A 22920-nucleotide genomic window follows, 5' to 3' on the forward strand; every position below is an offset into this window, starting at 1 on the left:
CTCAAGGCGCGCGGTTGCGTGTTCCAGGCCTTGACCGCCTCGGCGGCGATGCTTGCATAGTCGGGCGGGCGGTTGTAGCCGGGCGCCTGCGGCGGCGGGGTCGAACTGCCGGCCAAATGACTGAGCATGCCGATTTCCGGCAGCGGATGATTGCCATGCGCCTGCGGCCGGCCCGGCAGGCTGTACTGGTCGTTCAAGCTGATTTCCAGTTGCTGCAGGATCGGGTGGTAACTATCCTGATGCAGCGCGCCCCAGCCACGCCGCTTGGCTTCCGCCGTGGTGAGCCAAAAGAGGCTGTCCGGTACCTGGCACGGGCCGTCCGGGTTGACTTCGGTGTTGTTCGGATCGAAGAGTACTTGGCGCTCGGCTGGATCTTGGAAGGTGCCCTTGGTGGCGGCGCCAATCCCTTCAAGCGTGCCATTGGGCGGCGCCCATGCGGCCCCCTTGTTGTCCGCTAACTTCAAATTCGTCCCCATGATCCCCGGCACGAAGATCACCGGAATCACGTTGTGCGGCGGATTCACGCACAGCGCGCGCTGCTTGAAGCTGTCCGGGCTTTTGACCGATTCGAAATACGGGTTGCCCTGTTTGTCGAACTGCAGTTTGACGCGGCGGGTCGCCGTGTTCAGTACGTCGGCCATTATCCGTTCCGTTTCATAGGCAGGTTTAAGACATCGATCATCTTGCCTTTGGCGACAAACAGTCAGGAGAGATCCATGAGTGCCGAGGCGCTGTCGCTGAACTTCACGACAGGCTTATTTAAAATAAAGTCATGGATTTTAATGGCGTGTTATTGCTCGGGACAAGGAGAACTGGCTTAAAGGACAGGTATTTAAGACGCCTCTGAACAGGCTATTTGCGCCGGTACGTAGCTTGCCCAAAGGAGTTCTCAGGGTTTTTGGGGGGCCGCGAACCGTTGCGCCACAGCTTCCGGCGCCATCGGCTTGGCGCATAGATAACCCTGCACGTAGTCACAGCCCAGCCGGCGGAGGATGTCGAGCTGGGCTTGGCTTTCGACACCTTCCGCCACAACCTTGAGCCGCAGGTTATGCGCCAGTTGGATGATGGACGCCGTGATGGCCACGTCCTTCTCGCTGGTGTCGATATGGTCGATGAACGACTTGTCGATTTTGAGCGCATCGATGTCGAAATCGATCAGGTAGGCCAGCGACGAGTAGCCTGTGCCGAAATCGTCGATCGACAGGCGCACGCCCAATTCGTGCAACTGATCCAGCACCTTGCGATGCACGCTGGTGTTCTCCATCAGGATGCCTTCGGTCACCTCCAATTCCAGCATGGCGGGAGCCAGCCCGTTTTCGCGCAGGATGCGCGCGATGGCCGGCACCAGTTGAGCGTTGGTGAACTGACGCGGCGATAGGTTCACCGCCACCGGGCAGTCGTCCGTCAACAGCCCGGTTTGCTGCCAGACGCGCCGCTGCCGCACTGCGGTTTCCAATACCCACTCGCCGACCCGGTTGATCTGGCCGGTCTGCTCCATCAATGGAATGAAAATGTCGGGTTGGACGGCGACATGATTGCGTCGCCAGCGTAGCAGTGCCTCCAAGCCGACGACCCGCTGGCCGCTAATGTCGAATTGCGGCTGATAATCGAGGTAGAACTCCTGCTGGTCGAGTCCATGGCGGATGCCCTGTTCGAGCAGCATGCTTGCCTTGGCGCGCGCGTTGAGTTCTGGGGTAAAGAACTCGAAGGTGTTGCGTCCCAAGCTCTTGGCGCGGTACATGGCCAGGTCGGCGGCCAGCATCAGACTGTCGGTGTCGCTGCAATTGTCCGGGAACAGCGCGATGCCGATACAGGCCCCCATCGACAGCTTGTGGTCCTGTAACTCGAACGGCGCTTCCATGGCCTGCAGTAGCTTGCGTGCCACCCTCGCCGCGTGCTCCACATCCTCCAAGTCGTCGACGATCACCGTGAACTCGTCGCCGCCCAAGCGGGCGATCACGTCCTTGGCGCGTAGCGCATCCTTCAATCGCTGAGCGGTCGCCTTGAGCACAAGATCGCCAAAATCGTGGCCCAAGGTATCGTTGATATCCTTGAAATGATCCAGATCGATAAAAAACAGGGCCAAGTGCCGCCCGGAGCGGGCGCTGCGCAAGACGCTACCGGCCAGTGTCTGCTTGAGACCATGCCGGTTCAATAAGCCGGTCAGGGCATCGGTGACGGCTTGCTGACGCAACTGCTCTTCCAATTTTTTGCGTTGGCTGATGTCCTGGAAGATGATCACCGATCCGCTGTTTGCGCCCGGCAGCGGCGCGCAACTCAACGTCACCGGCAAAGGGGCGCCGTCCAATCGTTGCAACAGAGTATCGGCCAGGCGTAGTGCCCGGCGCGACTTCCAGTAGCGGTAGAACACGGTGTTTTCCCAACTGGGTTCCTGCGCGGCGGGCGGGTGGCCGATCTCGGTGAAGTGTGTGCCCAGCAACCGATCCGGTTCGGCGGCCAACAAGCGCAGAGCGGTCGGGTTGGCGAAATCGACTCGTCCTTCGGGCGATAGCCCCAGCACGCCTTCGTCGGCGGCGTTGAGCATCGACTCGTAGTAGACTTTCTGCGCTTCCAATAGCAAATTGACACGCTCCAGATCGCGCTTGTAGCGATCCAGTTCGAGAAACTGCTGTACCTTGCCGCGCAGCACGGCGGCACTGACCGGTTTGAGAATGAAATCGATTGCGCCGTCTCGATAGCCTTCCACAATTTCTTGTTCGTCGCGGGCATAGGCGGTGACAAAAATAGTGGGCGTTTCGCGTGTGCGGCGGTTTGCGCGCATGGCGCGTAGTACCTCGAAACCGTCCATACCCGGCATATTGACGTCCAAAAGAACCAGCGCGACTTCCTCGCGGTACAGCACTTCCAGTGCGGCCTCACCCGATTTGGCTTGCAGCAGCGCCGCCCCGCAATCGCTCAGGATGGCGTCCAGTACAGCCAGATTATCGTCACGATCATCGACCAGCAGAATCTGTTGCATGCGTTCATCCGCCAGTTGTTCCCAGTCGATGGCATCGTTCATGGCGACCTCGACATGCCAGCTTCATCCAACATCTTGCCAAGCAAATGCAGTAACGCCTGACGCTGCACCGGTTTGGCCATGTAGTCGTCGGCGCCGGCCGCCAGGCACTTCTCGCGATCGCCTTTCATCGCCAAAGCGGTCAATGCCAGGATCGGCTTGCGGAATTGCAAGTCGTTGCGTAAAGAGGCCGTGGCCTGATAACCGTCCATGACCGGCATCATCATATCCATCATGACCAACTCGATTTCCGGTTGGCGTTTCACCGCTTCCAGCGCTTCCTGACCGTTGCGTGCGACGCGTACATCGAGCCCGGCCTCTTCCAGCAAGCTTGTCATGGCGAAGATATTGCGGATTTCGTCGTCCACCAGCAGCACCTTGCGGCCGGCAAGGAGTTTCAGCAGCTCGGGATCGTGCGGCTGAACCGGGTGATGCGGGTCGTCCAGATGACGCTGCGGCAGGCTGGGCGGCCGCTTGGTCACCAGCGGCAGATACAGCGTGAAGGTACTGCCGACGTCCACCGTACTTTCCACCCCGAGGCTGCCGCCGAGCAAAGAGGCCAATTGGCGGGCAATGGCCAGTCCCAGCCCGCTGCCGCTGTAGCGTCGGCTGGCGGTGCCGTCGAGCTGGACAAAGGCCTGAAAGATCTCTTCCTGCTTGCTGGGTGGGATACCGCTGCCGGTGTCGCTGACCGAGATGCGCAGCTCCTCCGCATTGATGTCGGCATCGATCAGGATGCCGACCCGGCCGCCGGCCGAGGTGAATTTGCTGGCATTGGAAAACAGGTTTTTGACGATCTGGTATAAGCGTTTGAAGTCCACGATCACCACATCGGGCACTTGCGGCGATACCTCGCAGCTCAGGGTCAACTGCCGGGCTTCGGCCACGGGCGTGAACGCCCGGCGCATGTAGTCGCGTAGTTCCTTGGGCGCCAAGGGTTCTTCGTGGATCTCGAGCTTGCCGGCCTCGATGCGCGATAGGTCGAGGATGTCCTCGATCAGCGCCAGCAGATCTTGTCCCGATTGATGGATGATTTCCGCGTAATTGAGCTGCTTGGGCAGCAGATTGTTTTGCGAGTTGGCGCAGAGTTGTTCGCTCAGAATCAGGATGCTGTTGAGCGGCGTGCGTAACTCGTGCGACATATTGGCAAGGAATTCCGATTTATAGCGGCTGGCCTGGGCCACTTGTGCCGCCTGAGCATGAAAGCGCGCTTCGTTGTCCTTGCGCTCGGTGATATCGATGATCGAACTGAGCACCATGGTGCCCTTGCTGGTGGCCAGCGGGTTCAGTCCGATTTCCACCGGAAATTCGCTGCCATCCTTGCGGCAGGCGAACAACTCGCGGCCCTGCCCCATCGGGCGTGCCGCCAGCGCCTGCATGAAGCTTTGCCGTAGATGTACATGGTTGCGGCGCAAATCGGGCGGTAGCAAGGTCTCGATCGGTTTGCCGAGCAATTCGTCGTGCGCGTAGCCGAACCAGGCCTCGGTACGGGCATTGAGCGCCGCGATATGTCCCTCGCTATCTACCACCACGACCGCATTGGGAATGGCTTCGATAAAGGGCGCGAGCCGGCCACGGAAGCGTTGCCATGGTTCCAGCCTGGAAATGAACACGCGGATCTGGCTGGAGAACAACACCGCCAGCAGGGTGAACAATGGCGGCAACCACAACCACTCCTGGCGATGGCCGATGATGAGCAGACCTGTGGCCACGCCGCACAGGATGACCCAGGAGAGGGCGACGCGCCAGGAGGTGGGGGGGAGATAGGCTGAACTTGTCATGTAATCGTCCTCGGCAGATGGCGCGGAGGTTGCGGCCTATCGGCCAGGGCGTGGAGAGCTTGGGATCCTCTGAACCAGGTAGTCGGATCTATTTGATGTGAACTAGATGGTTTTTGAAATATCGACGCTAGCCTATGGCATTGCAAGTCATTTTTATTCTCAACTGACCGCATGAGCAGCCTGATTTTTACCTCACATATTTTCAAAAAAGGGGACGGGGTAAGATAGCGGCCGTTACGCGATAAAATGGCAAAAATTGTGGCCAATACATGGTTGGATTGCGCAGGATTTGGCTTGTATGACTTCCCCTAAGCGAGCAGAGGTTTACATTAGCCCCTTCTTAAAAATGCACGTCAGGACCACCTGGAGGAATTCAGGGACGGCTGGCTCGGAAGGAAGAACAACATGCCTCTGTCCATCGAAAACCAGAACAAGCTGGATGCTTTCTGGGCGCACTGCGTCAAGAACCAGTACTTCAACATCGGCTATCCGGAATCGGCCGACTTCGACTACGGCAGCCTGGAGCGTTTCATGCGCTTCTCGCTCAATAACTGTGGCGATTGGGGGGAGTACTGTAATTACTTGCTCAATTCCTTCGAATTCGAGAAAGACGTCATCAAGCATTTTGCCCAGCTCTATCGCATTCCGTTCAGCCAGTGCTGGGGCTATGTCACCAACGGCGGCACCGAAGGCAATATGTTCGGCTGCTATCTGGCGCGCGAGCTGTTCCCTGACGGCACCTTGTTTTACTCGCGCGATACGCATTATTCGGTTGCCAAGATCGTCAGGTTGTTGCGCATCAAGTCGCAAGTGGTCGACGCTTTGCCCAATGGCGAGATCGATTACCAGGATCTGATGCGTAAGATCGAAGCCAGCGGCGACCGCCACCCGATCCTGTTCGCCAATCTGGGCACCACGGTCAAAGGCGCCGTCGACGACATCGGCCGCATGCAACGCCTGATGAGCCAGGCCGGCTTTGCGCGCGAGGATTACTACATTCACGGCGATGCGGCGTTGAGCGGCATGATTTTGCCGTTTGTCGACCAACCGCAGCCGCATAACTTCGCCGACGGCATCGATTCGATCAGCGTATCGGGCCACAAGATGATCGGTTCGCCGATTCCCTGCGGCATTGCGCTGGCCCGCAAGAAGCTGGTCGATCAAATCTCGGTCGAAATCGACTATATCGCGGCACACGACAAGACCATCACCGGTTCGCGCAACGGCCATACGCCGCTGCTGCTGTGGTACGCCATCCACGCCGCCGACTTCGAAGAGCAGAAAAAGCGTATCGGACACTGCCTGGCGATGGCGCAATACGCGGTTGACCGTTTCCAGGCCTGCGGCATCGATGCATGGCGCAACAAAAACTCGATCACGGTGGTTTTCCCCTGCCCGTCCGAGGATGTGTGGAAAAAGCACTGCCTGGCGACATCGGGCCAATATGCCCATCTGATCACCACGGCCCACCACCTCGACAGCAGCCGCATCGATGCGCTGATCGACGACGTCGTGGCGGATTTGGCGGAAGAGGCAGCCTAAGGGCCTGTTGACGCGCTTTTTGCGGCTGCTGACGGTCGGCGTTTTCTGACACAATGAGGGACCCTCTGAATCAGGTTCAGAGGGTTCTTTGGTTTTTTGGAGAGGACGGGACGAGACATGGCGCCGATCGGGCCGTCGCACGGCACCGCCATGGAGGCGGACAATCTGAGGCATTGGGTCGAAGCACAGATTCGCGCCATCATGCACCGCTATGGCTACCAGGAGATTCGGCTGCCGGCACTGGAGGGGGCGGCATTCGCCGACGAGCGCGATGTGGCAGCCGTGGATCGATTGCGGCCGGATGGCCTGCCGTCCTGCGTGCGCGCTGTCTTGGCGGCGCATGCACCGGCACGTCGCGGCATCGAGCGGCTCTGGTTTTTGGGGCCGGTGCTGTGGCATGGGCCGCAAGGGCCGCGTCAGACCGTTCAGTTCGGCGTGGTCGCATTCAATGCGCCGGGCGCGGCCATCGAGGCCGAACTGGTGCTGCTGATCAGCGAACTATGGCAGGCGCTGGGTGTGGCGCCATCGCTCGAATTGCGCGTCGGCAACCTCGGTTCCTGGCAGGAACAACATCGATCCGCTGCACGATTCGGGCTGCAGACCCGGCGGCATTTTGCCGAATTCACCCATCTACTGGACTCCTTGGCCCTACCTTGGCGACCCGACCCGCACTGCGCCGCCGGGCGCGGCTACTTCAACCATACCGTTTTCGACTGGCGCTGGCGCCCTACGCCCGACGAGCCCGGATTGTGTAACGGCGGCCGTTGCGACGATCTGGCTTCGCGTCTGTCGGCGCGCGCGCTGCCGGCGGCCGGCCTGGCCATCGATATCGAACGGCTGATGGCGTGTCTCGGCCACTATCATCGGCCGGCGACCCAAGCGCCGCCCAGAGTGACGTTGCGCGCCGAGCGACGCGAGCAAGCCACGGATCTGGTGCTGCTCGGCCGTACACTGCGAGCCCGCCTGCCCGGCTATCACATTCATACGCTGCTTTCCGGCATGGCGCTGGACGAGGTTCCCGATCCGGCCGACTGGCGCTTGATTCTGCGCCGAGATGGCCTACTGACGGTCTGGTCGCGTCGACGAGGGGTGCTCGGCGAATTGGCGCGCGACGCATTGATCGCTCTACTCAATAACCCGGGCGCCGACGGGCGCGAGGAGTGACCGTGCCGAGAAAAGAGCGCCTGCTGATCTCCGAGCTACCGCAGTTGCTGGCATTTCGCGGCAACAACGGCGAGCCACTGTTCCATGATGAAGACGACTATCGAACCTTTGTCGGTCAACTTCGCCAAGCCGTCGCCGACCCGTCGATCCGTCTGCATGCCTTTGCCTTGTTGCCGACCCAGGTCTATCTATTGTTGACCGTGGCCGATAAGGCCGCGTTGGCGCGCTTCACGCAGTATCTGGGGCGTGTCTACGTCCCCTATTTCAACCGGCGGCATGGCCGTAGCGGCGTGCTGTGGGAGGGGCGCTACCGTAATGCCGGCATTGAGCCGGCCAGCTATTTCCTGCTGTGCCAGAAATACATCGAACTGCGCGCTCTGGAGGCAGGGAGCGAGATCGATCCGACGTTGGTCTGCAGCGGCCCTTGCCATCTCGGTCAGCACCGCCTGGATTTTCTGACGCCGCATGCGACTTACCTGAGTTTGGCGCCGGACGACGGTGGCCGGCAGGCGCGCTACCGTCACTTTCTGGCGCAGGCGCTGGGTGCGACGCTGGTTCACCGGGTGGAGACCTGTCTGCGTCAGAACAGCGTGCTGGGGAATCTGAACTTCTGCCTGGCACTGGAAAATCGTCTGCAAGTGCCGGTGCGCGCTCGTCCCAGCGGCCGCCCGCGCAAACACTACCCGGACCGTCTTGAGTATTGGAACCGGTTGGAGGCCGTGGCGCGCCAAGTGCTGCCGGCCGAGGATTACCGCGAAATCCGCCTGCCGCTGTTGGATGAGGACGCGGAAGAAGATGACTGGGCGGCTCGGCTACTCAGCGACGGCACCATGGGATGCTTGCAGGCCATCGCCGAGCAGCATTTGACCGACATGCCGGCCCGCCTGTGGTACCAGGGGCCGATATTCCGCACCCACCACCTGGATGGCCGCCAGCTGGAGCAGTTTCATCAGATTGGCGCCGAGGCGCTCGGCTTCGATGATGTCGATATCGAGCTGGAGCAACTGCTGCTGGAATACACGCTCCTGCAACGGTTGAAGTTGATGCCGCTGGTCGAGCTGCAGATCAACACGCTCGGCACGCCGCGCGAGCTGGCGCGTTACCGCCAGATGTTGCGTCAACACTTCGAGTCGGTGCTGGCGCCGCTCGATCCGATGGCCCAGGCCAGCCTATCTTCCGCGCCCGAGGTGCTGCTCGGCGGCCGGCTGGCCGGCGTCCCGCGCGAGCTGATCGATTCGGCGCCGGGCATCATGAACTGCCTATCCAGTGCCAGTCTGGTGCGTTTCGAGCGATTGACGGCGGCGCTGACCTTGGCCGGCCTGCCCCATACCGTGCGCACGGATTTGTTTCCGCATCGACCTTATTACCAGCAAAGTTTTCACGAGTGGCAGACGGCGAGCCTGGACGAATTGCCGGTGCTGTGCCGTGGCGGTCGCTACGACGAAGTCGCCTCGCGTGTCATCGGTCGGCCGACACCTGCCTGCGGTTTCGCCTTCATGGTCGAGCCTTTGCTGCAGTTGGCGGAGAAGGCCCGTAGCCAGCCGGCCCTCTCCGGTGCCCGGCTGGATATCGCCATCCTGCAGGAGGCCGACGGGGATGTGGCCGGCGCCATGCAACTGGCGCGCATGTTGCGCGAAGCCTTCCCCTTGCTGGCGGTCGGCAACGACTTTACCGTCGGGCAACGCGCTTCGCGTGTGCGGCACGCCTTGAAGGCCGGCGCGCGTATCCTTTTGACTGTGGCCGAGCATGGGCGCCGGATTGAACTGTGGGATGCGGAGGCGCAGATGCGTCAAGACTGCACGCGCGAAGCGCTTATCAGTAAAGTTCGGCTGATTTTGTCTTGAAAATTACGCTCTCCGAATCTCGCAGCGCAACATGATCTGTGATCGCGTGCTCAAACCGCAATTTGGGCCTGAAGTGCCGGTTCGGGCATGCCAGCCGGCCACCATTTTACTGTGTGATATTAAGCAATAATCGTGCCATCATTGTTTTGTTCGACATTCGCCCATACAAAGGCGTTGTTGACGTGGTTTTTGTAAGTGTTTGAAAAACAAAGTTTTTGAATCTTGCAGTGGAAGACGTCAATACTCAATCCTGCTGGTATGCGGCGCTTTTTCGATTGTCCATACTAGAAAAGTATATGATATGACGTCGTGCCAGTCGGTGAATTGAAATAACAGAAATTCCCCGTTTTGTTTATCTCCGCATGGCGTTCGTTCATGCGTCTTGTTTTGCGTTTTTGCAACTTTTCTTTTTTAAATCAACAGATTGCCATCTTCGTGATGACATGATGGCATTCTGCGCTATATCAAAAGTTAGTAGAGTCAGGCTGGTGTTATCGCGTGCCTATGCTATAAAGCAGAAAATAAACTTCAACAGATAATCTTTATACATTGATATGCTGAAATACGGTAGCAGAGGCGTTCATTCCTGGCCTAATACGGTAGGTATTGTTGAGGTTTGGCATCCTATTGCACGCTGGCGGCCCCACTCCGATCTTTTGCCCTGCCAGTCATGCCGAGCCTGAAATGCCCGTCCAGATTGAATCTTCTCGCCCCTGCAGTGAAATCGCCTATCAGTGTAAGCAGAAAAACATCCAGCACGATGTTGACAAAAATTCATGCATCTTGGTTGGCGATAATATGCCAAAGACATTGCCGCCATGTTGCACTGCAAAATTAGGAATTGAATTAGATTTTGATGTGCGTCAAAAAGGGAAGTTGTCAGACCAAGCACATTATATACAATTCTGAATATTACCAATTTCTCATATTTATTTAAGGCGCAGAGGTTGCGAAGGATCCGAGCCGCCAAGTTGTTCTGGTAGGGCGAAATGTTCGATAAGCGCTCGACCACAGGTGTGACCCGGTAGTCACGGGAGCAGTAACTTTACCCGGCCTTTTCGTAATGAGAGTCCGGGCGCATTCTGGAAAAAGGCGATGGTTTTGGTGTCCACCGTTGCCAGGAATGTGGAAGCCAATTGGCCGGTGTCGCGTCGCATAGCGCGGGGTGCCAGACTGATTGAATGTTCGATGCAGTACATTGGGAGCAATAATATGTCTTCTACCTCGCATAAAATGGGGCTGTCCTCGCTGACAGTCTTCGTCGCGCTGAACATGATGGGTTCCGGGATTTTCCTGTTGCCATCCAGTTTGGCCAAGGTGGGTTCGATCAGTATTTTGGGTTGGATCATCTCTACCCTCGGTTCCATCGCCCTGGCGGTGTCGTTCTCCAAGCTGAGCTTCCTGTGCCCGAAGGAAGGCGGTATGTACGCCTATGCACGTGACGGCGTAGGCGAATACGCAGCCTTCACCGAAACCTGGTGCTACTGGCTGTCGCTGTGGGTCGGTAACGTCGCCATCGCCATTGCCGGTATCGGCTACATGTCGTACTTCGTTCCAGAGCTGGCAAAGCCGATGCCCGGTGCGATCGCCGCCATCATCGCCATCTGGTTCTTCACCTTCCTGAACTATCCGGGCGCAGGCTTCATCGGCCGCATCCAGAAGTTCACCTCGCTGGGTATGTTGATCCCGGTGGGCGGTATGGCCGTCCTGGGCTGGTTCTTCTTCCACCCGGATTACATCACCGGTAGCTGGATCGTCGACAAGAAGCAAAGCGGCTGGGATGCTGTGATGGCCGCGTCTTCCCTGACCCTGTGGGCCTTCCTGGGTCTGGAATCCGCCTGCGTCGTGACCGGTGTGGTCGAGAACCCGAAGAAGAACGTGCCGATCGCCACCATGCTGGGTACCCTGTTCGCCGCCGTAGTCTACATCCTGTCGACCTTCGCCATCATGGGCGTGGTACCGGCCAAGGAACTGGCGACTTCCGCAGCACCGTTCAGCACCGCCGCACAGTATATGTTCGGCAACTGGGCCGGTTCGTTCGTCAGCTTCTGCGCCGTGGTTGCCTGCTTGGGCTCGCTCAACGGTTGGGTTCTGACCACCGGCCAAGTGTCCAAGGCCGCTGCCGACGACGGCATGTTCCCGAAGATCTTCGCCGAAACCAACAAGTTCGGCACCCCGTTCAAGGGCATGATCATCACTGGTGTTCTGATGACCTTCATGGGCTATATGACGGTTTCGCCGGACCTGGCTTCGCAATTCCAGATCATCACCCTGCTGTGCGTGTTCACTAACGTGGTGCCGTACATCCTGTCTGTTGCAGGGATTTACAAGATCATGAAGGACACCAATGTCAGCGCTAGCGACTTCACCAAGTACGGCCTGATCGCCCTGCTGGCCATCGTTTATTGCTTCTACGTGTTGGCCGGTTCGGGCAAGGACATTGTGTTCTACGGCTCGCTGACCATGCTGCTGTCGATCCCGATGTACGGCTGGATTGCCTACTCGGTCGAGCAAAAGCGTAAGGCGCAAGCCGCTGCAGCCGCCACTGAAGCTAACGCCTAACGATCAAGTACCTCAGCTTCTTATCAAGCTGACTTTGGCCGGTCGCAAGACCGGCCATTTTTTCGGCAACGGACAGTCGTTCATGGGATGACCGCCCGACAACAAGACCCGGCAGGCTAGCCTGCCGGGTCTTGTTATTTGGGCGATGACGAAAGCGCGGGCATGCACAGGCTGCCAGGTAATGTCAGGCTGGGGCTAGGCAAGATGCGGCGTAGGGAAAAGGCATCGCCCCAAGCCGGGTGGCTTGGGACGGGCGATTGGACGGGGTTAGAGGATCAGGCGCAGCGCCGTGGTCGACGAAGAACTGGTGCCTTGCAGTTCGGAAGAGACATACAGTTTGGTTGGCATATCGGCGCGTGCCATCTTTTCGAAGCCATGCGCGGCGAACAAGCTGTCGGTATTGCCGGATAGCAAGTAGAGCGCACCGATCTGCTTGGCGCGCGCTCGTTCGATCAGCGAACGCAACAAACGTTTGGCCACCGATTTCCCGCGCATATTGGATGCGACGACCAGCGAGCGGATCAGGCCGATGTCGCCATAGACCTCCATGCCGATCGCGCCGACGACACGGCCGTTTTCCGTGGCGACCACGAAGTGCATCAGATGGTTGAGCGCGCCTTGTACCGGCAGGCGATTGGCGGTCAGGAGATTGCGAATTTCGTTCCAGTCGGTCGGCGATGCGGGCTGGAACTGGATATCGTCGTCAGGCTCGGCCTCGACTGGCGCCGGCTGTTCGATCCATTCCTGTTCCGGCTGCTGCTCGCGTTGCAGTAGCTTGTTGAAGAGCGAGCCTTGCGATAGCAACTTTTGGAACAGCGAGCCCGAGCGCGGCGCATCTTCCGGCAGGGGCGATTCGCGTTGTGCGACAGGGCGCTGTGCGACCGGTTGTGCAGGCGCAGCCGACACGGGGCGGGCCGGCGAACGGGGTGGTGCAGCCGCAGCGACCGCGGGGCGGGTACTGGGGGCCGCGGCGCGCGATCCGTGCTCTTGGTTAATGCTCGGCGGCATAGCCGGGTGCGGCATCCGCGGTTTTTCGACCGGTTCCGGATGTCGTTCTTCCGCTGGCGTGCTCGTGCGCGACAAAGGCGTTCTGGGGGGCGTACGCGACAGCAGCGGCCGGGTCGGCAGCGTCTTGGAGCCGACGATGCGGGTATGGGCGACCGGCATCGGTGGGCGCACCTTGTCTGCCAGCGGCGAAATCGGGCGGGGCGGCGCTTCTTGCTGCGCGGCTTGCGGTTCTGCACTGGATTCCGCTATCAGCACGACCTCCGCCTCGGCCTCGATCGTGGCCAGCTCAGGCTGTGCGATGGCGTCTTCCGCCGCCTCAGCCAGTTCGACGACCGGCTCATGGTCGATCGATATCGGTTCGGCTGCCGGCATCGGCGGCGCCTCTTCGACAGGTTCGACCGCCCAATCGGCTGTCGCCACGGCGGCAACGACAGTCGCCACCGGTGCCGCCGCGGCTTCGGCATCGACGCCTTGCATGCCGCCGATCAATAGCGTCAACGCCTGGTGAATTTGTTGGCGCTGATCGGCGCTTAGCGGTTGCATGAGTTGCTCGGCATGCGCATCCAGCGATTCGTTCAGCGCTTGATAGCGTTTTCTGCCTTTGGCCGTGAGCTCGAGCCAGCGGCTGCGGCGATCGTTGTCATGACGGGATTTGGCCACCAGGCCGGTCTGAACCAAGCTTTCGACTGCGCGACTGACCCAGCCTTTGTCCAAGCTGAGGCGGCGTCCGAGTTCTTGCTGGGTAAGTAGGCCGGCACGACCCAATTCCATCAGCACATGGCTCTGTGTTGACGAGGTGTCATGGCCGCTCGTGACATGCTCGCGCTGGGCCTGGGTATACAGGCGGGTCAGCTCGCGTAGCAAGTTTCCGATAGAGGGCTGCATTGCGGGTTCCTGAAGATGGTTTGCTGCTCCAGAAAGCAAGATATATTTCGAGTATGTTGTTGTCAACAACAACCAACAAAGATTAATCAGTTTTGCTATTAAAGTGCACAAATAGTGACACGACGACAATCGGATGTTTCTGATGATTGTTGTACATCAACTATATTTCATGGCGTCGAAGAGTTAAAGGAAAGTTGAGAAAATTTTGATGCCATGCATCGGAAAGTGTCGCTAATTACGCGTATGGTCCGCATGGCGGGGAGGGTATGAGACAATGGCAGTTAAGTTGTCATTGACAATTGTTTTGCGGAAAGACCTTTCATTTCATGAGGTTGGATTTTTCTGTGTTGAATGTTGCCGCGGTCCAAGGCCGGCGTGGTGAACACCTGCCTTGGACGGCGCTCGTCTGTTCGATGACTTATGTATGGAAGCGCGAAACCAAGGCATGCAACCGTTCGGCCAACTGCTCCAACTCCTCGGCCGCGCCGACTGTCTGCTGGATCGAGGCATCGTTCTCGCGTGCAAGCTCGGCAATGGCGTCGATATTGCTGGCAACCGTATTGCTCACTTGCAGTTGCTGCACGGTGACCGAAACGATCTGTTGCAGACCATCGCAAACCTCGGCCGCGGAGGCGTTGGCGCTGTCGAGCACGCCGGCCACCCGTTCAGCGGATTGATGGCTGGACGTCAAAAATTCGAGGCTGGTCATGACGGTCTGCCGCACCGTCTCGGAACGTTGGCCGAGCGACCGGGTCACCTCGTCGATCTCACGGGCCGAGATGGCGGACTTTTCAGCCAGTTTTCTTACCTCGTCGGCTACCACGGCGAAGCCGCGACCGGCTTCGCCGGCGCGTGCCGCCTCGATGGCGGCATTAAGCGCCAGCAAATTGGTTTGGTCGGCAATCTCGCGTACCTGTTGCGTCATGCCGGTAATGGCCGTGGTCGAGGCCATTAATTGACTCTCGGCATCTGCCACCACGCGCACCGCTTGCTCGACTTGGTTTAGATCCAGCTGCAGCGTCGCCAGGCTTTTTACGCCCTCCTCGGCTCGGGCCAGACTTTCCTTGGCTCGACCATTGACTAGGTTGGCACTGTCGGCGATATCGCCGATATGGCCGGCCAGTGTGATGACCGATTCGGCGGCGACGTGCGACTGACTGGTTTGTTGCTGCGAACTGTCGCTCAGACTGGCGGTTTGCGCCGAGAGGGTATGAACGGCGTCGTTGACCGCCGTGGCAGATGCGCCGACCTTGCGCACCAGGTCGGCGATGGTTTCCAGCATTTGGTTGAAGCGTATGGCGGTGCGGCCGATTTCATCGGCATGGCGGTCGTTGAGCCGCTGCGTCAAATCGCCTTCGCCCTTGGCGAGGGTCGCCAGCCGGTGTTCCATCGACAATAGCGGGCGCGTGACCACACGGCGGATGAACAGGAACACAGTCAATAGCAGGGGCAGGGAGATCACGATGGCGAAGGCGATGCATTGGTTGCGGAAGCTGGCCACGGAGTCGGCGGTCTTCTTGAGCGAGATGCGCATGCTGACCAGCCCCAGCGGCGTTTTCTCCGCCACCATGTGACAGCTGATACAGTTCTTGCCCAAATACTGCTTGGAGGCCAGCGCCGGGTAGATGACCCGCAGATGTTCGCCGATATCGGGTGTCGATTCGATGCGAATCACCGGTTGGCCATTGGCCAACGCCTGTCGCTCGGCGTCGTCGCTGGGCTGGGCCTCGCTGCCGGCGCCAGGTCCAAATTGTTTGACCACCGCCGGACCGCGCACCACACGCAGATCGCGTATCGCGGAAAGTTCTTTAATTTGATCGAGAAAGACGTTGCGCTGGTTGACGGTGCCGGTGATCATCATGCCCGTGAGCCCGGCCAGCGTCATTTCGTTGATCGAATGTGCCATGTCGGTGGCTTGGTCGATGGCGATATCGCGTGTGACCTGGGTTTCCCAGGCAATCATCGCTCCCCACGCAATCACCAAGCAGCACCATATCGCGCCGGTTAGGCGCAGCCAGATCGGCCAATCGGAAAGTCTGCGCATGCTTCACCCCGGTACGCCCTTGAGCGTCCGCTCCCCCTTGTAGTTTGAGATGTACTTTGCATGACAATATCATTGCCTAAGGCAGCATATCCTAGATGCATGGCGAGTTCTCTTAATCAGGATCAAATCGAGCGGGATAAATCACGGTTGCCGCATGCGGCATCTGGCCCTATGCTGCGCTGCGATTCGCATGGTTCGGAGGGATGTATGAAGTCTGGAAAAGGCGGCGGCCTGGTTTATTCGACCGAACACGGCAGGATGTGCCCGCAATGTCGGCAACCGATCGATGCCTGTACCTGTGCGCGGCAGTCGGCGACGCCAACGGGCGATGGGACGGTACGTATTCGTTGCGAGACCAAGGGGCGTCAAGGCAAGGGCGTCACAGTGATACGCGGTGTGCCGTTGGTCGCCGACGAGTTGGCGCGCTTCGCCAAGTCGCTGCGGCAACGTTGCGGCAGCGGCGGCACCGTCAAGGATGGCGTGATCGAAATCCAAGGCGATCATGTCGTGCTGCTGATACCGCTATTGCAACAGCAAGGCTGGGTGGTGAAACGCAACGGCGGCTGACGAGATTAAAATCAGGGTCGCGGTATCTCGTCCGGGTACCAAGCCAGCTCGCGCATGTTTACCCGGCCGCGCGGATCGAATGTCACGCCTTCCGCTTCCAGTTGCACGCGTTGCCACTCGTCCTCGCCGGTAAGCCCGCGCACCGGGATGCCGCCTTGCGCATTGAGTACTCGAAACCAAGGCAGCGGTTCGGGCGATGCGGCCAACGCCTTCGCCACCATGCGCACATGGCGCGGAAAGCCCGCTGCCCGGGCGACAGCGCCGTAGCTCATGACCCGTCCGGGTGGAATGGCGGCCACGATGCGCTGCATCGCCTTCAGCATGGAATCGGTTGATGAACGCATGGTTTCGAGTCCTTAGCCCGGCATGGTGACGGCGAGCCGCGCCGCCAGCAGCAGTACCACGGTTAACAGCAGACCCTCGAGACGCAGAATCTGCCAGAAACGCCGATGCGCGCGGCCATCGAGGCGCGCGATGTGCGGGAGATAGCGCCAGCGGTTGAGTGCGCCCAACGTCACAGCCAATCCGATCAGTCCTCCCTTGGCCAAGAGCCAGCCCGTGTAATCGGCATTGGCCTGCCAAGGCGCGTCATGCGTAATGCGGGTCAAATTCCACACACCGGTCAGGACGATCAATCCCAGCGACCATCCCGCCAGGCTCGACAAACGTTGGCCAAGTGCGGTGGCCTGGTCGCGCCGCGGCGGGTGCAAGCTGGCCGAGAACACTGTGCCGGCCCAGGCGGCCATGCCGCTCAAATGCAGTGTCTGCACCAGTAATGCCGGGGAGACCCAGCCGGCATCGGCCGCGTGGCCCGTCGCGGCCCGCGCGACGATCAGCGTCAGCACCGCGACCCAACGAATCGAGCGCCGGTTTCCCGCCAAGCACAACATGCCCCAGGCAGCGAATGCCAGCAACTGCGTCCGTCCAAAATGGGTATGCCAAAGCACCTGGCCCAGTGCGGCAGGAAAGGCCGAGAGGGCGGTATCGGTCATATTGATCGTGGCCAGGGCCACATAGCCGAGCAGCGCGCCGCCGATCAGGGCGGTCGGCGCGGCGCGGCGTTGCGGTGCCGTCGGGCCGAGCAGCAGCCCGGCGGCCAGCAGCGCGATCCCGGCATCCAGTAGCGCGGCAAAGGCCGGCTGGCCCCAGTTGTCGATCAGTTCGGTCATTGAACGTTGAAGGTATAGCTACCATGCGTACGGTGGCCATCCTTGGCGACGGCCACCCATTTCACCGTATAGCGGCCTGTCGCCAGCGTCGGCAAAGGTCGGCGCATGGTATCGGGCGCGGCGCTGTCGACGGCGGATGGCGAGCCGGCAACTTTTTTGCCTTGGGCGTCGCTGACTTCGATCGAACTGAGCGCCGGTTCCAACTGCTCGGTAAAACGCATTTGGACTTCGTGCGGCGCGGCGACCGCGGCATTGGCGGCCGGCACCATGGTGGCAGGATGGGCATGCGCCCAGACGGTCTGATGGGCGATCAGCAATAAAATCGCGCCGAAGAGTTGACGCAGGGGGACGCGGGGCATGCGGTTCTCCATGAAAAGCGGGTAACTAAGTGTAAGCAGGCGCGAAAGCCGCCATGATACAAGACAGGAATGATTGTCATCTATCAAACGTGTCTCGTGGCTGTCCTGTGGCGATATGTCGCATGCATGGTTTGTGCCGACCCATTCGCTGCCACCAGGGGACGGCACGAATCGGGAGTGGGAAGAATCAGCCTGTCATGTGAACGGCACGGGCTTTTCCGGTGCAAAACTGCAACAGTGCCGGAAAATCATGCTATTTCCATGTCATTTGATTTTTGTGAGAAATATCAATTCATGCAGGAGCCGAAGTTGCATGAGAAAAAACTGATATTTACCGTATATCGGCCGATTGGGCAGGTTGACATCTATTTGACATGGGTTATGCAGTCAATCTCACGGGCAAACGACCTGAGTAGGGCAACATCTCCCTACCGCATTAGAAAAATAAATTCGATAGACATAGCGTCACATTTATATAACATTCGACCTCGTGAGCTTCCGCACACAGGGAGCCTGCTTTGCCAATAGAGGGCATTAGCCCCGAAGAACGAGTGAAATCCACCCCGATACCCGGCCAGTCGCTTTTGGCGCGGGTTTTTTCATCGTTGCAGTGAATCTTGTCTCTGAGGAGAAACAAGTGAAGAAAACGTTTGCAGCAGTAGCCGCTCTGGGGCTGATGGCGGTATCCGCCGGCGCATGGGCGAGTCAATGGCAGGAAGTGCGTTTCGGTGTGGACGCCAGTTACGCACCGTTCGAATCCAAGGGACCCGACGGCAAGCTGGTCGGCTTCGACATCGATCTCGGCAACGAGATTTGTCATCGCCTGCAAGCCCGGTGTGTGTGGGTGGAAAATGACTTCGACGGCATGATTCCGGCACTCAAGGCGAAGAAATTCGACGGCATCCTGTCGTCCATGTCGGTGACCGAAGCCCGTCTGAAGGAAATCGGCTTCTCCAACAAGCTGTTCAATACCCCGACCCGTATGGTCGCCAAGGCCGGCGCCGGTCTGATGCCGACCCCCGCTTCGCTCAAGGGCAAGCGCGTGGGCGTCGAGCAGGGCACCATCCAGGAAGCCTATGCCAAGGCGCACTGGGCGCCCGCCGGCGTAGAAGTTGTGCCGTATAAGGACCAGAACGCGGTGTTGGCCGACCTGCAGGCCGGCCGTCTGGATGCCTCGCTGCAAGACGCCGTGCAAGCCGACCAAGGCTTCCTGCAGAAGCCGGAAGGTAAGGGCTTCGCCTTCGCCGGCAAAGATCTTGTCGATGCCAAGACCCTGGGTACCGGCGCCGGGATCGGTCTGCGCAAGGAAGACACCGCGCTGAAGGCCGCGATCGACAAGGCCATCGCCGCCATGCTCAAGGACGGCACCTACAAGAAAATCGAAAAGAAATACTTCTCCTTCGACGTCTACGGTAAGTAATCGGCCGTGGTGGCCACCGGCGCCTGTGTTGGACCGGTGGCAAAGCGACCAGCATGATCGGCCTTTCGGCCGTTCATGTCGGTGGCTTGTCTTTTGCGAGCGGGATCAGGATGCGCTAGGTGCCGCGCCGCCATCGCTATCCTGAGAAAGGGAAGAGCATGTTCTTGTATGGATTCGGTCCCATCATCTGGCAGGGGACCATGGTGACATTGGAGCTGGCGGTATTGTCGCTGCTCTTGGCGTTTGTCATCGGTCTGTTCGGCGCGGCCGCCAAGTTGTCCAGCAATCCGCTGTTGAGCGCCGTGTCGACCCTCTACACGACGCTGATCCGAGGTGTGCCGGATTTGGTGTTGATGTTGTTGATCTTCTATAGCCTGCAGATCGGTCTGAACAAGCTGACCGATTGGCAGCATCTGGCGCAGATCGATCTCAATCCGTTCGCCTCAGGGGTGATTACGCTGGGTTTCATCTACGGTGCCTACTTCACCGAAACCTTGCGCGGTGCCTTCATGGCGGTGCCCGGCGGGCAGATCGAGGCTGGCCGCGCCTACGGCATGAGCCATTGGCAGGTGTTCCACCGCATCCAGTTCCCGCAGATGATGCGGTTTGCCTTGCCCGGCATTTCGAATAACTGGCAGGTGATGCTCAAGGCCACCGCGCTGGTGTCCATCATCGGCCTGGCCGACGTGGTCAAGCTGTCGATCGACGCCGGCAAGAGCACCTATAAAGTCTTTTTCTTCACCACCGTCGCCGGCGTGGTTTACCTGCTGCTGACCACGGTGTCCAACCTGGTTCTGATGTGGCTCGAACGCCGCTATTCGATTGGTGTGCGGGAGGCCGAACTATGATCGACATCATCCAGCAATTCTGGCGCCAGTTCCTGTGGAGCGATGGCTATCACTTGTCCGGGCTCGCCGTGACCATGTGGCTGTTGTCGCTGTCCATCGCGATGGGCTTTGTCGTTTCGATTCCGCTGGCGGTGGTGCGGGTGTCGAAGGCCAAATGGGCGGCGCGCGCCGTCTGGTTGTTTACCTACGTGTTCCGCGGCACGCCGCTGTACGTGCAACTGCTGTTCTTTTATAGCGGCGTCTATAGCCTGGAGGCGGTGCGTAACGTCGACCTGCTCAATGCCTTTTTCCGCGACGGTTACAACTGCACGATCCTGGCGTTTGCGCTCAATACCTGTGCGTACACCACCGAAATCTTCGCCGGCGCCATCAAGGCGACGCCGTATGGCGAGATCGAGGCCGGACGCGCCTACGGGATGAGCAAGTTCACGCTGTACCGGCGTGTGATCATCCCCTCCGCCTTGCGCCGTGCACTGCCGGCCTACAGCAACGAGGTGATTCTGATGTTGCATTCCACCACGGTCGCCTTTACCGCCACCGTGCCGGACATCCTCAAGGTGGCACGCGACGCCAATTCCGCGACCTACGACTCGTTCAACGCGTTCGGCCTGGCGGCGCTACTTTACCTGAGCATCACCTTCATTCTGGTCGGCCTGTTCCGTAAGGCCGAAAAGACTTGGCTCGCGCACTTGCGCCCGGCCAGCTCTCACTGATTGGATTCATCGATGGACAAGTTGATTATTCAGAACATTCACAAGCGCTTCGGCGATCACGAAGTGCTCAAGGGGATTTCCCTGACCGCCAAGGCCGGCGACGTGATCAGCATCATCGGCTCCTCGGGTTCGGGCAAGAGTACCTTTCTGCGCTGTATCAACTGCCTGGAGAAGCCGCACGAAGGCACCATCAGCCTCAACGGCGAGGCGTTGCGCATGCAACGCGCCAAGAGCGGCGAACTGATTCCGGCCGACCACGACCAGTTGCAGAAGATGCGTACCCGGCTCGCCATGGTGTTTCAGCACTTCAACCTGTGGGGCCACATGACCGTGCTGGAAAACGTCATCGAGGCACCCGTGCATGTGCTCGGCATGAGCAAAGCCGAGGCGACCGAGCGGGCGATCAAATACCTGCGCAAGGTTGGTCTGGACGAACGGGCCCAGGGCAAATATCCGGCACACTTGTCCGGCGGCCAGCAGCAGCGCGTGGCCATCGCGCGCGCACTGGCGATGGAGCCCGAGGTGATGCTGTTCGATGAGCCGACTTCGGCGCTCGACCCGGAGCTGGTGGGCGAGGTGCTCAAGGTGATGCAGGCGCTGGCCGAGGAAGGCCGTACCATGATCGTGGTGACGCATGAAATGGGCTTCGCCCGGAATGTCTCCAACCACGTGATGTTCCTGCATCAGGGCTTGGTGGAAGAGCAAGGCTCGCCGGAAGAAGTTTTCGGCAATACCAAGAGCGAACGTCTGAAGGCTTTCCTGTCGGGTAGTCTCAAATAAGCCGGGGCGGGGCGTCCGCCCCGCTGCCCGCGTCAGGCCGTCAACAATTTCCCGCTTTTGAACGCTTCGTGGCTCGCCACCTTGGCGATGCCCATGCCGGCCGTGGCATAGGTGCGGTGGCTGGTGGCGTACAGCATGCCGGCACGGTTGGCGCGGACCTCGCCGACCTGTTCGCCGATCGGATCGATCACTTCCGCAATCAGCTCGCCGCACGCCACCTCGCGGCCCGGTTCGGCGTGGTAGACGACCAGGCCGGCCTGCGGTGCGGTGAGGTCCTCCGAGCCTGCCAGCGGTGTGGCCGGGTAGCGCAGTTCTGGCAGCGGCGGCACCACCTCGTCGATAACGCCGCGCAAGCGCAGGAAATTCAGAATGCCCTCCGCGTCCTGCCGAGCCAGCGTGTGGTTCACTTCGAACTGACCGCGCAACTCCACGGTGACGGCCAGGCAGCTCATTTCGATGTTGGCCGACTGACCATCGGCGGCCAGCTGTTCGCGCAGTTGCCACCAGGGCTGGCTGCAGGCCTCGTCGAACGGTTGGTCGCCCGATTCGGTGGCCAGCAGGGTGGCGCAGGCGCCGAGATAGCGTGCCAGCGGCTCGCATTGCGTCCACAGCGGAGTGCCGGTGTATAGATGCAGCGCGGCGCGGAAGTCGCAGTGCAGATCGAGGACGACGTCGGCATCGGCCGCCAGCGCCAGGAGTATCCGGCGTAGCGATTGCAACTCGGTTTCCGGCTGCAGCCGGGTCAGATATTGGCGCATGTGTTGGCGGATCAGGGCGGTGTTGGCGGCCGCGTCGGATCCCAATTGCCCGCGCACATCCATGTCGATCGCATGGTCTAGCGCCGGGTAATGGCGATTGAAGTTCTGGCCGCTTTGCAGCTCGAAGCGGCCCAGCAGATTCAGGCTTTGGTTTTGGTTCAGCCCGATCGGATTGGCGACCGGCACCAGGACGATCTCGCCCCGGAGCCGTCCGGCGGCTTCCAGTTCCTGTAACTGGCGTTTCAGATGCCAGGCGACCAGCATGCCGGGCAGCTCGTCGGCGTGCAGGCTGGCTTGGATGTAGGTCTTCTCGCCGTGGCCGGCGGGGCCGAAATGAAAACTGGCGACCGTGCGCTGACTGCCCAGGCTCGGTGATAGTAATGGATGGTGATGGGTATGCATGTTTTCTCCCCCTGACGGTTTCCCACTTTTGGTTATCTGTTCATGGTATGTCCAG

Annotated in this window: 18 protein-coding genes; 9 read left to right on the forward strand and 9 right to left on the reverse strand. The window is 59.8% G+C overall.

Features of this window, described 5'->3' with window-relative positions; all coding sequences use genetic code 11:
- The 3 genes from DFP86_RS15615 to DFP86_RS15625 form a co-directional block, all read right to left on the reverse strand.
- On the reverse strand, nt 1-641 hold a 641-nt coding region (locus DFP86_RS15615; protein ID WP_208108362.1), incomplete at its 3' end, for a hypothetical protein.
- 248 nt (nt 642-889) lie between these two features.
- Entirely contained in the window at nt 890-3022 is a 2133-nt protein-coding gene (locus DFP86_RS15620) for a putative bifunctional diguanylate cyclase/phosphodiesterase (protein WP_133682945.1), read from the reverse strand.
- Complete coding sequence (locus DFP86_RS15625; protein ID WP_133682947.1) at nt 3019-4800, reverse strand: hybrid sensor histidine kinase/response regulator; 1782 nt, start codon at nt 4798-4800, stop codon at nt 3019-3021. The genes DFP86_RS15620 and DFP86_RS15625 overlap by 4 nt, the downstream gene beginning before the upstream one ends.
- A gap of 405 nt (nt 4801-5205) precedes the next feature.
- On the opposite strand from DFP86_RS15625, the gene DFP86_RS15630 reads away from it, so the two are divergent.
- The 4 genes from DFP86_RS15630 (at nt 5206) to potE (ending at nt 11912) form a co-directional block, all read left to right on the forward strand.
- Nucleotides 5206-6342 carry a histidine decarboxylase gene (locus DFP86_RS15630; protein WP_133682949.1) on the forward strand — a complete coding sequence of 379 codons (1137 nt, stop codon included), beginning with the start codon at nt 5206-5208 and terminating at the stop codon, nt 6340-6342.
- Nucleotides 6343-6459: 117 nt separating this feature from the next.
- Nucleotides 6460-7506 (forward strand): ATP phosphoribosyltransferase regulatory subunit, encoded by a 1047-nt coding sequence (locus DFP86_RS15635; RefSeq protein ID WP_133682951.1) that lies wholly within the window; start codon nt 6460-6462, stop codon nt 7504-7506.
- 2 nt (nt 7507-7508) lie between these two features.
- Complete coding sequence (locus DFP86_RS15640; protein ID WP_133682953.1) at nt 7509-9350, forward strand: ATP phosphoribosyltransferase regulatory subunit; 1842 nt, start codon at nt 7509-7511, stop codon at nt 9348-9350.
- 1212 nt (nt 9351-10562) lie between these two features.
- A complete protein-coding gene (gene potE, locus DFP86_RS15645; RefSeq protein WP_166642301.1) occupies nt 10563-11912 on the forward strand; it encodes a putrescine-ornithine antiporter in 1350 nt (449 codons plus the stop codon).
- A gap of 267 nt (nt 11913-12179) precedes the next feature.
- On the opposite strand, the gene DFP86_RS15650 is transcribed toward potE, so the two are convergent.
- Together DFP86_RS15650 and DFP86_RS15655 are read right to left on the reverse strand one after the other, a co-directional pair.
- Nucleotides 12180-13805, reverse strand: a complete 1626-nt coding sequence (locus DFP86_RS15650) for a GNAT family N-acetyltransferase (protein WP_133682956.1) — start codon at nt 13803-13805, stop codon at nt 12180-12182.
- 418 nt (nt 13806-14223) lie between these two features.
- Nucleotides 14224-15849, reverse strand: coding sequence for a methyl-accepting chemotaxis protein (locus DFP86_RS15655; RefSeq protein WP_133682959.1), 1626 nt, complete (start codon nt 15847-15849; stop codon nt 14224-14226).
- 207 nt (nt 15850-16056) lie between these two features.
- Between DFP86_RS15655 and DFP86_RS15660 the strand changes: the two genes are divergently transcribed.
- A complete protein-coding gene (locus DFP86_RS15660) occupies nt 16057-16416 on the forward strand; it encodes a translation initiation factor Sui1 (RefSeq protein WP_133682960.1) in 360 nt (119 codons plus the stop codon).
- A gap of 11 nt (nt 16417-16427) precedes the next feature.
- On the opposite strand, the gene DFP86_RS15665 is transcribed toward DFP86_RS15660, so the two are convergent.
- From DFP86_RS15665 to DFP86_RS15675, 3 genes are read right to left on the reverse strand one after another with little or no spacing between them, the layout of a single operon-like run.
- A complete protein-coding gene (locus DFP86_RS15665; protein ID WP_133682962.1) occupies nt 16428-16760 on the reverse strand; it encodes an MGMT family protein in 333 nt (110 codons plus the stop codon).
- Between the two features lie 12 nt (nt 16761-16772).
- On the reverse strand, nt 16773-17585 hold the full coding sequence (locus tag DFP86_RS15670; protein WP_133682964.1) for a copper resistance D family protein: 813 nt from the start codon (nt 17583-17585) through the stop codon (nt 16773-16775).
- Entirely contained in the window at nt 17582-17944 is a 363-nt protein-coding gene (locus DFP86_RS15675; protein ID WP_133682966.1) for a copper resistance CopC family protein, read from the reverse strand. Before DFP86_RS15675 ends, DFP86_RS15670 begins: the two co-directional genes overlap by 4 nt.
- 637 nt (nt 17945-18581) lie before the next feature.
- Between DFP86_RS15675 and DFP86_RS15680 the strand changes: the two genes are divergently transcribed.
- The 4 genes from DFP86_RS15680 (at nt 18582) to DFP86_RS15695 (ending at nt 21705) form a co-directional block, all read left to right on the forward strand.
- Nucleotides 18582-19364 carry an ABC transporter substrate-binding protein gene (locus tag DFP86_RS15680; protein ID WP_133682968.1) on the forward strand — a complete coding sequence of 261 codons (783 nt, stop codon included), beginning with the start codon at nt 18582-18584 and terminating at the stop codon, nt 19362-19364.
- A 158-nt stretch (nt 19365-19522) separates the two neighbouring features.
- On the forward strand, nt 19523-20212 hold the full coding sequence (locus DFP86_RS15685) for an ABC transporter permease (protein WP_133682970.1): 690 nt from the start codon (nt 19523-19525) through the stop codon (nt 20210-20212).
- A complete protein-coding gene (locus DFP86_RS15690; protein ID WP_133682973.1) occupies nt 20209-20925 on the forward strand; it encodes an ABC transporter permease in 717 nt (238 codons plus the stop codon). Before DFP86_RS15685 ends, DFP86_RS15690 begins: the two co-directional genes overlap by 4 nt.
- Before the next feature lie 12 nt (nt 20926-20937).
- Nucleotides 20938-21705, forward strand: coding sequence for an ABC transporter ATP-binding protein (locus DFP86_RS15695; RefSeq protein WP_133682975.1), 768 nt, complete (start codon nt 20938-20940; stop codon nt 21703-21705).
- Nucleotides 21706-21737: 32 nt separating this feature from the next.
- Here DFP86_RS15695 and DFP86_RS15700 read toward each other — a convergent pair whose 3' ends face one another.
- A complete protein-coding gene (locus DFP86_RS15700; RefSeq protein WP_133682977.1) occupies nt 21738-22865 on the reverse strand; it encodes a succinylglutamate desuccinylase/aspartoacylase family protein in 1128 nt (375 codons plus the stop codon).
- Between the last annotated feature and the right edge of the window lie 55 nt (nt 22866-22920).

Source organism: Paludibacterium purpuratum (genome assembly GCF_004363805.1).
Taxonomy (GTDB): Bacteria; Pseudomonadota; Gammaproteobacteria; order Burkholderiales; family Chromobacteriaceae; genus Paludibacterium; species Paludibacterium purpuratum.

Coding starts and splice junctions, on each gene's coding strand:
- potE (WP_166642301.1), top strand. CDS start 10,563: ATGTCTTCTACCTCGCATAAAATGGGGCTGTCCTCGCTGACAGTCTTC.
- DFP86_RS15670 (WP_133682964.1), bottom strand. CDS start 17,585: ATGACCGAACTGATCGACAACTGGGGCCAGCCGGCCTTTGCCGCGCTA.
- DFP86_RS15635 (WP_133682951.1), top strand. CDS start 6,460: ATGGCGCCGATCGGGCCGTCGCACGGCACCGCCATGGAGGCGGACAAT.
- DFP86_RS15620 (WP_133682945.1), bottom strand. CDS start 3,022: ATGAACGATGCCATCGACTGGGAACAACTGGCGGATGAACGCATGCAA.
- DFP86_RS15690 (WP_133682973.1), top strand. CDS start 20,209: ATGATCGACATCATCCAGCAATTCTGGCGCCAGTTCCTGTGGAGCGAT.
- DFP86_RS15685 (WP_133682970.1), top strand. CDS start 19,523: ATGTTCTTGTATGGATTCGGTCCCATCATCTGGCAGGGGACCATGGTG.
- DFP86_RS15695 (WP_133682975.1), top strand. CDS start 20,938: ATGGACAAGTTGATTATTCAGAACATTCACAAGCGCTTCGGCGATCAC.
- DFP86_RS15665 (WP_133682962.1), bottom strand. CDS start 16,760: ATGCGTTCATCAACCGATTCCATGCTGAAGGCGATGCAGCGCATCGTG.
- DFP86_RS15655 (WP_133682959.1), bottom strand. CDS start 15,849: ATGCGCAGACTTTCCGATTGGCCGATCTGGCTGCGCCTAACCGGCGCG.
- DFP86_RS15700 (WP_133682977.1), bottom strand. CDS start 22,865: ATGCATACCCATCACCATCCATTACTATCACCGAGCCTGGGCAGTCAG.
- DFP86_RS15630 (WP_133682949.1), top strand. CDS start 5,206: ATGCCTCTGTCCATCGAAAACCAGAACAAGCTGGATGCTTTCTGGGCG.
- DFP86_RS15625 (WP_133682947.1), bottom strand. CDS start 4,800: ATGACAAGTTCAGCCTATCTCCCCCCCACCTCCTGGCGCGTCGCCCTC.
- DFP86_RS15660 (WP_133682960.1), top strand. CDS start 16,057: ATGAAGTCTGGAAAAGGCGGCGGCCTGGTTTATTCGACCGAACACGGC.
- DFP86_RS15675 (WP_133682966.1), bottom strand. CDS start 17,944: ATGCCCCGCGTCCCCCTGCGTCAACTCTTCGGCGCGATTTTATTGCTG.
- DFP86_RS15650 (WP_133682956.1), bottom strand. CDS start 13,805: ATGCAGCCCTCTATCGGAAACTTGCTACGCGAGCTGACCCGCCTGTAT.